Origin of the sequence: Micromonospora sp. WMMD734, assembly GCF_049178975.1 — a bacterium.
GTDB classification, from domain to species: domain Bacteria; phylum Actinomycetota; class Actinomycetes; order Mycobacteriales; family Micromonosporaceae; genus Micromonospora; species Micromonospora wenchangensis.
Genome location: NZ_JBMHMK010000001.1, coordinates 6,181,749 through 6,194,614 on the forward strand (window position 1 = coordinate 6,181,749; position 12,866 = coordinate 6,194,614).

A 12,866-nucleotide genomic window follows, 5' to 3' on the forward strand; every position below is an offset into this window, starting at 1 on the left:
CGCCCCGCCGGGGGCGCGCCCCGGTCAACCGGCCAGCAACGCCAACGTGATCCCGGCGGCGGTCACCACCGCCGGAATCAAGCAGGTCAGCAACCCCAGCCGGGGCGTACGGTCCCACCGGCCGTCAGGCCCCGGCGGGAACAACCGACCCACCCCCACCCAGCCGGCCGCGAACGACACCGCCGGCAACGGCAGACCCACCAGCAGCGCCACCACGACCACCGGCCCGGTGCCGAGGGTCACCAGGAGCAGCAGCTGCACCAGCGGCACGACCAGCGCCAGTGGGCCGTACACCAGCAGGTTGCGCAACCGGGGCGGCCAGGCCGCCGACCGCAACGAACCGCGCGCCGCCAGCGCCGCGTCGGCACCCTCCACCCAGCCCTGGGCCGTCCGGAGGCCGGCCAGCACCGCCGCCGGACCGCCAGCCATCGCCCGGGTCGCCTCGGTCAGTTCCGGCGGCGTCGGGGTCAGCGAGATCGCCGGTACGCCCAACTCCCGCAGCCGGGCCTGCTGCGGCGTCAGGCGGGCACGCACCCCGTCCAACTCGGCACGGGCCCCCTCGACCGCCCGGGCCTGGTCGGCGGCGGCCGTCGCCGCGCCCCGGCGTACCCCGTCGAGCTGACGGGCGGCGGCCAGGTAGTCGGTCCAGGCGGCGGCCACCGACGGAGCCGGCCCGCCGCCGGCCCGCTGCCGGACCGGAGCCACCGTCACGGCGTCGTCGATGCTCACGGCCGATGTTCCTCCTCGTCGGCGAACGGCACCAGGACCGTGCCCCGGTCGTCGGTGGTGTCCCAGAGGACCACCCGGGCCGGCCGGGGCCGCCACTGCACCGGATGCCCGAAGAGCGCGGCGAGCTGCGCACCCGGTACGTCGACCGCCGCGACCGCCGTCAGCTTTCCCACCTCGCCGTCCGGCTCCACCAGCCCGGCCAGCGGCGGCACCGTCCGCCACCAGCCCAGCAGGTGCCGGCCCGCCGGCGGACCCTCCCGCAGCAGCGCACGCAGCCGGTCCACGGGCAACTCCTCCGCCGGGGGCACGTCCACCCCGAACACCACCAGGTAGGTCGGACCGGCACCCGCAGGAGCGGTCAGCAACCCCGGCCCGTCCACCGCCGACACCCGGTGGCGCTCGCCCAGCTCGGCGGCGAGGGCGGCGGCCAGCGGCGCGGACCCCTCGGCCAGCGGCGCGAGCACGAACTCCGCGCCACCCGGCGGATGGTGCGCGGCGGTGCTGCGCGCGGCCGTCGCCAGCAGCGCCGCCGCCCCCGGACCCGGCCCGAGGACAGCCAGGTTACGGCCGGCCACCGGGCCCAGCGGCACCGCAACGGTCGTCCGGGCCACGTCGACCGCCCGACCCAGCAGCGCCGCCGGTGCCCCGCACCCGCCGGCCACGGCGGCGCGCATCCGCGGATCGTTGCCCAGCAACGGCCGGGCCCAACCCGCGAACACCACAGGCGGTACGGCATCCTGCGGCCGTGCCGCGAACAGCCGGTGCCGCAGTTCCTGCACCACCTCCGGGGCGTCGTGTGGGTCCGGGAACCGGATCAACCGCTCGTGCCCGCGGGTCGCGCCGCGTGGGCCACCCAGCCCACCCGCGGTGTTGACCACGGCACTACCCACCGCCAGACCGGCGGCGGCGTCGTTGGTCGGCATCAGCACCGCACTGCCCCCGGCGAGCGCCACCCGCACCGGGAACTGCCCCAGCACCGAGTCCCGGGGGGCCGGACCCGCGCCGACACCCAGGTCACCCACGCCGGCCAGCACCAGGTGTACGCCGTACCCGCGACCCGACCGGGCCAGCCCGTCCAACCGGCTCAGCACCTCGGCAGCCACCGGATCCCGATCCGCCAGCAACAGCGGAAAGTTGTCGATGACGCAGACGACGCGCGGCAGCGCCTGATGCTCACGCAGCTCGGCGAAACGCTGACCACCGGCCCGCGCCGCCGCCTCCTCCCGGCGGTGGATCTCCGCCGCCAACTGATCGAAGAGGTCCCGCACGTACTCCGGGTCGGCGGCCATCCCCGCCGCGCGGACCTGCGGCACCCACGACCTGTCCCGCCGGGTCTGGAGGAACTCCACGAACGACTCCCCGGCACCCAGATCCACCAGGTACAGGGCCAGTTCGTCCGGACCGTACCGGGCTACCAGACCGAGCAGCGTGTTGGTCAGGAAGGCCCCCCGGTCCGCGTCCGACCGGCCGCTGACCAGCCAGTGCGGGGTCAACTCGGTGAAGCCCACGGTGACCGGCCGGCCGCCGGCGTCGCCCACGGTGGTGGACAGGCCGTCGACCGACGAGGACGCCCAGAGCGGCGCGTCCCCGGGCGGCAGCAACTCGGCGAGACCCAACCGGGAGCCCGCCTCGATCTGGTCGGCCAGCCGGCGGCAGACGGCCCCGATCAGCTCCGGGCCGGGGTCCTCGTCGACGAGGACGGGACAGTTGAGGCCGCCCGGCGGGTCGGTGCCCGGCCCGCTGAACGGGCTCCCCGGCGGATCACCCAGCAGCGCGTACGACGTGCGCAGCCGTACCGGGGTGGCCTGCGGCAGCGGTGGCCGGGCCGCCGGCCAGCCGGCGACCACCAGGTGCAGACCGGTGCCCCGACCCCGCTCGGCGAGCGCTGCGATCCGGTCCAGGTCACTCGGCCCGGACGACGCGGGCAGCCCGGCGATCACCAGCAGCAGCGTCCGGTCGTGCCGGCGGGGCCGGCCGGCCCCCGGGGAGACCCACTGCTCGGCCTCGGCGAGCACCGCCCGCAGCCCGGCCGCGTCAGTCGCCGGAGGCGGGAACAGGCCGGCGTCGGCCAGCGCGGTGAACGGGGCGAAAACGGTGCCGCTCCGGGTCTCCTGTGGTGCACCGTTGCGCGTTGCGGTGCTCGTGTTGTCGGTGACGGTGACGTTCCGGGGTTCGGCTCCTGCGGTGCCGGCTCTGCCGGTGCCTGGGCCGGGGCTGACGGTGGTGTCGTCCGTGCCGGTGCCCGCGGTGCCCGGTGCGGCGGTGCCGTCGACGCCCCGGACCAGCAGGCAGCCCGCCGGAGTGGCCGCCAGCAGACGCAACAACACGGCCCGGACGAGACCAGTCACCCGGGTGTCACGGACGTCCCCGTCGAGGGTCAGATGAGCCGAGCCGAGCAGCGGCACCAGCGCCGGGAAGCGCGCATCCTCCAACGGGGCCGCCGTACCGATCCGTACGAAGGGCGGATGCTCCTCACCACACGGGGCGTCGGGCGTCAGGTCCTCCAGGGCGTTCCCGGCCCAGCCCGGGGCGAGCAGGGCGGCGGCGTGCCGCAGGCGGGCCGCCAGCTCGTACTGTCGACGCTGGTCGGCGGGGGCCGGACGGATCTCGTCGAGGACCGTGACGGCAGCGGCAACGGTCGCAGCGGCCCGACGGTGCAGGGCTGCGGCGCGGTTCGTGCGAGCCTTGGGACCGGCCACCGCGTCCACCCCTCTTTCCGAGGCGCGTCCACCCCGCTGTTCGCGACGGGAAGCCTCCCCGACTGCAGACCGTATCCCAGCCCCCGCCGCTCCTCCGGGAAGCGCGGCGGCGGTGCGCCAGGCTTGTCGCAAATCGCGGCTAACTCTCACCTCCCGGGGTCGTCCTGTCACGATCCGCAGCTTCCGGGGCATTGGGAACGGAGCGTCCAGCCGATAGCCTCAGGGGGTGGAATCAGTGCAGCCCCCCGCCGGTTCCCAGGTGTCCCGAGTTCCGGCGCAGCGGACCCCACCGGAGCACTCGGCCCCCCCTGCGCCGCTGCCGGTGCCGCGGCGTCCGACCCGCCGGCTCCGGACCGTCCTCACCGTCGTGGCCGGGGTGCTGGCGTTGCTCTGCGTCGGCGGTGGGATCACCGGTTACGTGCTGTACGAGCGGGCCGCGACCCCGGACCGCAGCGCCCCGGACGTCGTCGTGGTCAGCTATTTGCAGGCTACCTTTGTGGCTCGTGACGACAATAGAGCGAAGCTCTTCACCTGTACCGGTTTACTGCCATCGGTTGATGATTTTCGAAACCAGATGGTGAGTCGGGAGCGGGAGCTGGATGCCGTCTTCTCGATCAATATCGAGGATGTCCACGTGACAATGACCAGCAAGTCGTCCGCTGCGGTACAGGTGGTCGTCAGGCGAAGTGCAACCATTGATGAGGTTCAGCAAAGCTTGGCCGACGCCTGGCGTTTTGAGGTCGTGGATCAAAAGGAGGGCTGGCGAGTCTGTTCAGGTGAACGCCTCAGATAGTTTTCATTCGATCCACAGTAGGTGGACGGGGATCTCCATCGTGGTGGGCGGCTGCCCACGCCAGGCCCAGCGGTACCACTCCAGTTCCGGCGTGACCCGGACGCAGATGTCGCCGTCGGCACCGGAGTAGGACTCGGTCACCGCACGCAGGTCGCGGTGTTCGACGGCGTCCTCGACGTGTACCACCCGTCGTCCGCTGACCGCGTCGGTCTCGAAGACCGGGGTGGGGGCCCGGTGGGTCGGCCCGTCCAACGAGACGAGCTGGATCCCCTGCTCGCGGACCGGTCCGGTGGGTGCAGGCCGGTCACCCAGGGTCTCCACCCAGACCCGTTCCACGGGGACGAGCGGGGCGAAGACCTCCACCTGGTCGGCCTCCGCCCGGTACCACTCGTGCTCGGGGATGACCGGCACGTAGGTCCGGCTGCCCTGCACCACCCGCTCGTCGGCGCGGAGGTCTCCCCGCCAACCGAGGCCGGGGAGCCCGACGAGGACCCGCCGGCCGCGCAGTTCGACCCGGCCGGTGGCGGGGACGATCTCGACCGGCCGTGGTGGAAGTGGTGCCCAGTCGGGCTGACCGGCGAACGGGTCCGGCAGTGGTCCGCTCATCGGGGCGACGGCCTCATGCCGAACCGTTCAGCGGCGCACCGCGCTGCCGCATGAACGGGACCGGGTTGATCCCCCCGGAGAAGCTGCGGTTGCTGTCGATGTGCACCTCGAAGTGCAGGTGCGGACCGGAGGAGTTGCCACTGCTTCCGACCAGCCCGATCACCTCCCCGGCCTTGACGAGTTGTCCGGGGGCCACCCGGGGCTTCTCGATCATGTGGCAGTACCGGGTGACGAAGCCGCCGGCGTGCAGGATGTCGACGAACCATCCGCACCCCCCCTTGCCGGGGAAACCGTCGACGTCACAGCTGCGATTTCCGCTGTGGTCCGGATCGCAGCGGGCCACCAGCACCCGGCCGGTGGCAGCGGCATGGATCTCGGTTCGCTTGCGGGCGCCGATGTCCACGCCGTTGTGTCGCGGTCGGCTGGCCGTGCGGAAGCCGGAGCCGACCCCGCCGTCGATCGGTGCGGTCCAGCCCGAAGCGGCGATGGTCCGCGCGGCGGCCCGGTCGCACACCGCCTGCTCGGCGATCTGGACCGTCCGGGCAGCCCCGCCAGCGAGCGCGTTGACGATCTGACTGGCGACCTCCTCGTGCTTGGCGTACGCGTCGGGGTAGGCGCTGATCTGCACCTTCTGCGCGGCCCGGGTCAGGGGCATCCGCTCCCAACCGTCGATCTTCACCAGTTTCTCGTAGAACTTGCGGGCCGCGTAGTCGGGGCTCATCCGTTGCGTGACGCTGCCCCAGCCGGCCCGCTGTTGAAAGAGACCGAGGGAGTCGTGGTCGGAGCCGACCCCCTCGTTCGGGATGCCGCGAGAGCCTGCGACGGTGCTGTTGGACAGGTTGCGCAGCGCCGACTCCTGCATCGCCGTGGCCACCGCGATCACCCAGCCCCGGGGTGGCACCTTCATATCCTGTCCGACCTTGATGATGACTGCCGCATTACGCATCTGTGTCTGTCCGTATCGCCCGAGCCGGGGGATGGTTCCAGACAATTTGACCTGGTGATCTTCTTCGCAGCTCATATCCGCAGCCGTCGGGGATTGCCGGGTGGTGCCCAGACTGGTCAGGAAGAAAGCAGCTGTTCCCCCGGTGCAACAGAGGAGTGACAGTAGGGCTATAGACAGCCCCAAGGCGAAACCCGTCCGGATCTTGCGGCGTGGTGATCTGGGCTTTGAATTCATTTTCGCTCCCAGTCCACGGCATCCACCAGCCATCGGCCATCGGGTGCAACCAGTTCGAGGCGAAGGATCCCGGCATCCAGTGGTATAACCACCTCAGCGAACGTTGCGTTTCGCGGTCGTACCTCTGGCTCGCCAGTAACGCGAGCTCGCGGGGCGCCATCAGGGCCTGCGCCGGCGAGTTTTTCCATCAATTCCGGTGTGGAAAACGGGTGCAATTTACTACGCCACTGGTCGGCCTCAGAGATTGTGTGGTCAAGCCATGCTGTGGTGAACCGGATTGCCGTCTGAGCAGGCGGTAGCTGGCCAGGGGCAACGACCGGGGCCTCCGGCGATGGCGCTCCTACGACCCCGTCATCACCCTCATCCGGTTCGACAGTGGTGATGGGTTCACGTGGCCTATTCAACCCCGTGTTGAATTCGCCTGGGCCAGCAACCAAGCGGGCTGCTCCGATTACTGCCAGGACCGACACGGCAAGCATGAGTGCGATGCCGATGCGAGAACGCAGTGCCCGGGTGACGAGGAAACTAAGTGCTCGCCGCATCGCGTCACCTGGCCTCGGAGCGTATACGGGGGCTGGGCTTCACGGGCGTCGGTGCCGGCGTGGCGGAGTCGGGTCGGTAGACCACGAAGGACGGGGTCTCCTCTGGCACGTCCGGCTCGGTCCAGCCCGCCGTGGCACGACGCCGGGGGCGGGGTGCGGCCGTGTGCCGGCTGTTCTCCCGCGTCGGTGGCTTCGCCTCGGTCTCGTCGGCGCGTTCACGTCCATCCGGGCGTTCCCGCTGCGCCGGCGTGCTGACCGTTGAGTGACTGGGGTCCTCCCGTCTGGCCTCGGGACGAAGGGTGGCCGGTTCCAGTCCGGCCCCGCGTCTGCGGGTGAGCTTCGGCTCGGCCGTACCGCCCGGCTCGGCCACGTCGATTCGGGCGGCGACGCGCATGTCCCGGAAGAACCGGCGATGCCACGACCCGGCCGAGCCGACCGCCTCGCTGCTGTCCTTGCCGCCGAGTTGGGTGATCCGCCGGTAGGGCCGCAGCAGCAACCAACCGACCACACCACAGAGCCAGACCAGCACCACCTGGAGCCAGCCCGGCAGGGTCGGAGTGCTCATGATCAGATCGACGGCGAACAGGTAGATCGCCGCTCCGGTGCCGAAGATGGCGATGTTGAACACAGCAGCGACCACGGCGTTCGCCAGCCGTCGCAGTCCAGCGCTGGCCGGGCGGAGCAGGCCAATCGTGCCCAGGATCGGCGCGGCGATCACCGCCCACCGGAAGATCATGAATCCGAGCAGCACCAACAGCGAGGCGGTGAGATCGAACATGGCGAAGAGCAACGAGGCCAGGACCGCGATGAACCCGGAACCGATCCGGTCCATGTCCCTTTTTCCTTGCAGATATTCGTACGCCTCGGGATCTTCTGCTTTGATCTGCTCGGAGACCTTCATCCACTGCTGCTTCTTCGCCTGAACCGTCGCATCGCGGGTGGCAGGGTTGCTGCGAATGGATTTGGCCTCACCCCAGGTCAAGGACCGGGCATCGTATAGGGCGGGGCCATATTTCTTGGCGGTTTCACTGTCGGCGGAGCCGAGGACGCCACGCAGCCAGTTGCGATAGAGCATGGTCTCCGCTGCGGTGTCACTCGCGCGGACAGCTGGAGGGCGGAGATCCTTACATCGGTCAGGATTGGGATCGATGCAACGGCCGGGCTCGGGATCCTTTGCTTGTGGTCCGACGGCGTCATGCACAACGCCGAGTGAGGCGATGAGCGTGCCGTCAGCTATATTGGCAGACTTCACCGGCCATGCTGCGAGCGCGGTTACGGCCACCATCACGAGTATTGCCCAGCCTGCGGTGGTCATTGCGTTGCTCATGTCGGACTGGCGAGAGCGCCATAGAAGATAGAGGCCCACTACGCACAGTGTGACGATTCCGAAGACACTGAAGACCTTTTGGTAGACAGCCTTGGTTGCCTTTTCTACAAGTGGGTCTGCCCAACCCCACATCGAGCTCGGATCCCAGGCGCGTTCACGCAGTGCGTTTGAGGCACCCACCACGGCCGTAGCGAACATGAATTCGCCGTTAGCCACTGTCGTGGTGAATTTGTAGTCTGCGTGAAGGACAGAGGCCCCGCACCCGAGGTCGTAAGTGTTGTAGTCGTAACCCGCGTAGCCGTAGAGGCTGTAGCGGCCGGCGACACCTCCCGCCGTCGCGGCAGCAGGCTCACTGGCAAACCAACCAGCGAGGCCAGAGTCAGGTGTACTGGGTGTAGGAGGTTCTAGGCAGGCGGCTCTGTCAGACGTAATGTCATCGAGCTTCTTGACGCAGGCGCGGAAGTCGGCCTGCCACTCCTTGGTGGTGCAGAGGTCGGCGGCCGCTTGTGCCGTCACGGGGGTACGGGCGTACGCCGGTGTGGCCCCGACCACCGGCCAGGCGATCGTGGCACCGGCGAGTACGCCGAGTGCGAGGAGGAGCGCCGTGATCCGTGCCCGGGCCCTCGCCATTGTCACGCCTCCAGATCAGCCAGGACGGTCGGCAGTATCCCGGCGGCCTGGGCGACCGCGGCGGGGGTGGTGTCGAGGTGATCCAGCAGCCCCTCGACGTACGACACGTCGACCCGGACCTTCTGCACCCGGCCGTCCACGTCCCGCATGACGAACTCGCGGAAGCCGAGCCGGGTGGCGGAGGTGGTGTCGACGGCGGACAGGGAGGCCAGGGTGGCCTCGTAGCCGTCGTCGACCGGCACCCGGAGCAGCCGGAGCGCCTCGGAGGCGATCTCGGTGTCCTCGGCGATGCGGCCGACGAAGACGGTGGAGACGAGGTTCTGGACGTCGAGGCCGAGGATGTCCTTCGGGTTCTGCGAGGCGACCAGGGCGGCGAGGTTCCACTTGCGGGAGTCCCGGGCGAGGCGGACCAGGAAGGACCGGCCGGAGCGCCAGCCCTCCATGAAGTGCGCCTCGTCCAGGCCGACGAGTTTGCGCGAGGACATCGACCCGCCGTAGCAGCGGCGGACGGCGAGCCGGTGCGCGGTGTGCAGCATCGGCAGCGCCAACGCCTCCTCGGCCGACCAGTACTCGCGTTCGATCTTGAGGTCGGGCAGGCGGAGGCCGGCCATGGTGATCACGGTGAGCGCCGCGCCCGCACCGAGCAGCCCCTCCGGCGGGCGGCCGAAGAAGAGCATGGCCAGCGGCATCTCGGCGGTGTCGAGCAGCAGGTGGGCCAGTTCCCGACCGGCGTCGTCGTCGAGCCCTTGCAGGCAGGCGACCACATCGTCCAGGGTGGACGTCTCCTCGGCCGGCACCTGGCGTACCGCGTGCCGGAACAGGGTGGCGGTGGACGCCTCCCGGGCGACCTGCGGCGGCACCAGCATCATGCAGATGTCCTGGACCAGCATGCGTCGTTCGGCCCGGGCGTTGGAGACGGCGATCTCGAACTCCCGGTCGCCCGCCGCCCCGGAGGTGAACTCGCTGCGCAGCGGGGTGGGGATGAGCGCGTACGGGGCCAGCGTCCCCGGCTCCGAACCGGTCAGGTTGAGCACCCGGGCGTACGGCTTGAGCTCCGGCATGGCGCAGAGCCGGGCCAGCGGACCAGACGGGTCGAGCAGGGTGACCTGCACGCCCCGCCGGGCGGCCAGGTAGCCGAGCGCGCCGAGCAGGGTCGACTTGCCACCACCGGGTTCGGCGACGAAGACGGCGAGCCCGGAGCGCTCGCGTACCTCCATCGGGAAGTGCAGGTCGAGGAAGACCGGCCGACGGCAGGTCCCGGCGGTACGCCCGATCAGGTCGCCCCGGCGGTCGCCGACGGTCGACGCCGCCTGGGGGAGTGCGGCGGCCAGCAGCGGCACCGGCATCCGGCGGACGTACCCGGTGTTGGCGATCGGTTCGCCGGGGATGAACTCCCGGGCCAGCCAGTCCTGGTTCTTCGGGTGTTGCAGGGAGATGCGCAGTTCCCGGGAGTAGAGCTGGATGAGCCGGCGGGCCCGTTCCATGCACTCCTCGCGGGTCCGGCCGCCCACGGCGATCCGGTGCCAGCCGTGTGCCCGGGCGGAGTCGACCGGTAGCCCGGTGGTCATCTCGTCGCCGATCACCAGCGCCCGCTTGGCGAGCCGTTCCAGCTCGGGCGGGGCGTCGATGCCGTGCTCGGCGTAGTCGAGCTGCTGCGACCGGATCATCCGCAGCCGGTGTTCGAGGTTACGGAAGGAGTCGCCGGAGCCGAGGATGTCGACCCGGGTGGAGATCTCCATCGGCCAGGGCAGCCGTTCGTGGAAGTGCAGCCACGGCTCGTGCCGTTCGGGGATCTCCAGCGGCTCCATCCGGCCGACCGCGAGCACGGCCACGTGCCGTTCCTCACCGGTCATCCGGTTGACCAGCTTGACGGTGGTGCCGTACGGGGTGCGGTACCGCTCGACCTGTTCGGTGAGGGCGAGCAGGTCGCCGCGTTCCCACCGGCCGTTGGTCACCGGGGAGAGCGCACCGGGCGGGGCCATGCACAGCGCCACCGAGCGGTAGAGCAGCCATTCCAGCTCCTGCGCGGTGACCCGCCTGCCCCGCATGCCGAAGCTGCCCAGTACCTCGTCGAACTGCTCGACGGTACGACCCAGCTTGCGGCGTTCGCCGTCGGCGGTGCCCTTGCCGAAGGCGCGCAGCAGGCGTTCGGTGAGGGAGTCGCCGAGGGAACGACGGGCGAAGGTGACCCCCAGGTAGGTCTGCCCCTCGGCGTGGTTGACCGACATCAGGTGCTGCTGGGCGGCGACCAGGTGGTCGGCCCAGCCCGGCGTGCCGGGGACGTCGGGCAGCGGCGACGCGGTGTGCGCGTCGATGGTGCGGGCCCACTCGTCGGCGGGGAACGGCCTGGTGGTGCGGCGCAGGTGCAGCCGGAAGCCGGCGAGGCCGGCGTACTGCTCGGAGATCGCGGAGAGCAGCGCCTCGCGTTCGGCGTCCGGGCGGAACGCCCACCGCACCTCGGGGAGCCAGTACCAGGCGGTGACCGTGTTGGGGGTGAACGTCAGGTGCCCGGCGATCTCGGTGATGGCCAGTTCGATCGACGGGTCCCGGTCCCCGAACTTGATCTTCGGTGGGCGTACCCGGACCGGTTTGGTCGCCGCGGTACGGCGGCTCGCCGCGCGTTCCCGGGGCGTGGCCAGTTCCCGGGGGCCGGAGTCCGCCGGCGCGATCCGGTCGGCGTCGACGGGTGCGGGCCGGGCCGGTTCGGCGGCCAGCGCGCCGGTCGGGGCGATCACGGCCTCCGCCCGGATCGGTTCGGCCGGCTCCGGCCAGCCGGGGGCGACGTCCTCCGGCCAGGCCGGTTCGGCCGTTTCCGGCCAGCCGGGGGTGGGCGCCACCGGGGTGGGCCGGGGCCGGGCGGTCAGCGTCGCGTCGCGTCGGGCCGACCCGGCGTTCTCCCGGCGCGCCTGTTCGGCGGCCTCGCGTCGGGCCTGTTCCGCGGCGTCCCGCCGGGCCTGCTCCGCCGCTTCGCGTCGGGCCTGTTCGGCGGCCTCGCGTCGGGCCTGTTCCGCGGCGTCCCGCCGGGCCTGCTCCGCCGCTTCGCGTCGGGCCTGTTCGGCGGCCTCGCGTCGGGCCTGTTCGGCGACGTCCTGTCGGATCTGCTCGTCGGCGTCCCGGCGCGCCTGTTCGGCGGCCTCGCGTCGGGTCTGTTCGGCCGCCTCCCGTCGGGCCTGCTCGGCGGCCTCGCGTTCGGCCTGCGCGGCGGCCTCCCGGCGGGCCGCGTCCGCCGCGGCCTGTTCGGCGGCCTCCCGGCGGGCCCGCTCGGCGGCCTCGCGCCGGGCGCGGTCGGTGGCCTCCCGGGCCCGTTCGGTGGCCTCCCGGCGGGCGCGTTCGGCCGCCTCCCGCGCGGTGAGCGGTTCGCCGGTGTCCCTGGGGAACAGGTCGGTGGGCACCCGGCGCGGTGGCCGCTGTGGTGCCTCGGCCCGGCGGTCGTCGGTCGGGGCCGCCGTCGACCGGTCGCCCTGCTGGTGCGGGACGCGGGTGCGCGCGGTGCGCCCGGCCGGTGGGGCCGCCTCGATGGCCGCCGGGGGGGCCTGCGCCTCGATGGCCGGCGGCGGGGTCGGCGCGGGGCTCGGTTGGTGCGGTACGGGGCGCTGCTCCCGGCCCGGACCCCGGCGTGCGGGGGTGCCGGGCGACGGGGCGGTGCCGGGGCGGGGGCCGCCACCGAAGAGGTCGAGGAAGGGGGAGTCGATGTCGGTGCCGTCACCCACCAGCATCGGCGCGGCAGGCGTCGGCTCGGCCTCAGGGGTGCCCCGGCCGGGGCTGGGCCGGGGGGCCTGGAACACCCCCACACCGCTCTGACCCGGGCCGGTGAGCAGGGAAGGGTCGTACGGCTCGTCGTCCCGCAGCTCCTCCTGGGGGTAGTCGAACGACCGCGCACGGTTACCGTGCGGGGCGCTGTGTCGTCCGGCCGGGAAACCCGGCGTGGAAGAGCGACTCATTCGACCGCCTCACCCGTGTGGTCCGACTGCCCGATTCGGGTACGCCCCGTCATGCCAGTTCCTCCCGGATCCTGATCCGGCTGCCGACCAGGCGGGGGTCCCGCAGTTCGGCGGCCGGTTCCCGGGTGCGTCGCCAGTCGGTGAGCGCGGTGCGGATGACCATCCGCGCCGGCCGGTCCGGGTCGACGTACCGGAAGATGAACGAGGTGCTCACGATGGCGAGCGCGATCTCCCAGGCGGGAAAGAGCTCGACCTGCAACGTGAACAGCCAGTGGATGAACATGTAGAGGGGTACGAGCAGCATGAACAGTCCGTACTGGGCGTACGGCAGGTGGACCGGAAGGGTGTAGCCGGGCGGCCCGAGGTAGACCAGGCGGGCCCGGTAGATGTCGTCGTCGGTGCGCAGCCGCATGTCTCGC

At 71.6% G+C, this 12,866-nt stretch carries 8 protein-coding genes and 1 pseudogene; 1 reads left to right on the plus strand and 8 read right to left on the minus strand.

Going from position 1 to position 12,866, the window contains the following annotated elements; translation table 11 throughout:
• Window positions 1–24: 24 nt before the first annotated feature.
• Window positions 25–711, minus strand: coding sequence for a hypothetical protein (locus ACN267_RS26805; RefSeq protein ID WP_421490508.1), 687 nt, complete (start codon window positions 709–711; stop codon window positions 25–27).
• Between the two features lie 14 nt (window positions 712–725).
• On the minus strand, window positions 726–3,437 hold the full coding sequence (locus ACN267_RS26810) for an FtsK/SpoIIIE domain-containing protein (protein ID WP_421489934.1): 2,712 nt from the start codon (window positions 3,435–3,437) through the stop codon (window positions 726–728).
• A 358-nt stretch (window positions 3,438–3,795) separates the two neighbouring features.
• Between ACN267_RS26810 and ACN267_RS26815 the strand changes: the two genes are divergently transcribed.
• Entirely contained in the window at window positions 3,796–4,221 is a 426-nt protein-coding gene (locus ACN267_RS26815; RefSeq protein ID WP_421489935.1) for a hypothetical protein, read from the plus strand.
• 3 nt (window positions 4,222–4,224) lie between these two features.
• On the opposite strand, the gene ACN267_RS26820 is transcribed toward ACN267_RS26815, so the two are convergent.
• The 6 genes and pseudogenes from ACN267_RS26820 to ACN267_RS26845 all read right to left on the minus strand — a co-directional run bounded on the left by ACN267_RS26820 (window position 4,225) and on the right by ACN267_RS26845 (window position 12,859).
• The gene (locus tag ACN267_RS26820) at window positions 4,225–4,827 is read right to left on the minus strand and encodes a hypothetical protein (protein ID WP_204927081.1); all 603 of its coding nucleotides are present in this window, start codon (window positions 4,825–4,827) and stop codon (window positions 4,225–4,227) included.
• 13 nt (window positions 4,828–4,840) lie between these two features.
• The gene (locus tag ACN267_RS26825; RefSeq protein WP_421489936.1) at window positions 4,841–6,007 is read right to left on the minus strand and encodes a M23 family metallopeptidase; all 1,167 of its coding nucleotides are present in this window, start codon (window positions 6,005–6,007) and stop codon (window positions 4,841–4,843) included.
• Window positions 6,004–6,549: a hypothetical protein gene (locus ACN267_RS26830; RefSeq protein WP_239484952.1), complete on the minus strand. Its 546-nt coding sequence runs from the start codon at window positions 6,547–6,549 to the stop codon at window positions 6,004–6,006. The genes ACN267_RS26825 and ACN267_RS26830 overlap by 4 nt, the downstream gene beginning before the upstream one ends.
• 4 nt (window positions 6,550–6,553) lie before the next feature.
• Complete coding sequence (locus ACN267_RS26835; RefSeq protein WP_204957452.1) at window positions 6,554–8,506, minus strand: MFS transporter; 1,953 nt, start codon at window positions 8,504–8,506, stop codon at window positions 6,554–6,556.
• 2 nt (window positions 8,507–8,508) lie between these two features.
• A pseudogene (locus ACN267_RS26840) lies at window positions 8,509–11,112 on the minus strand (ATP-binding protein); the annotation flags it as partial.
• Between the two features lie 1,384 nt (window positions 11,113–12,496).
• The gene (locus ACN267_RS26845) at window positions 12,497–12,859 is read right to left on the minus strand and encodes a hypothetical protein (RefSeq protein WP_067302246.1); all 363 of its coding nucleotides are present in this window, start codon (window positions 12,857–12,859) and stop codon (window positions 12,497–12,499) included.
• Window positions 12,860–12,866 lie beyond the last annotated feature (7 nt).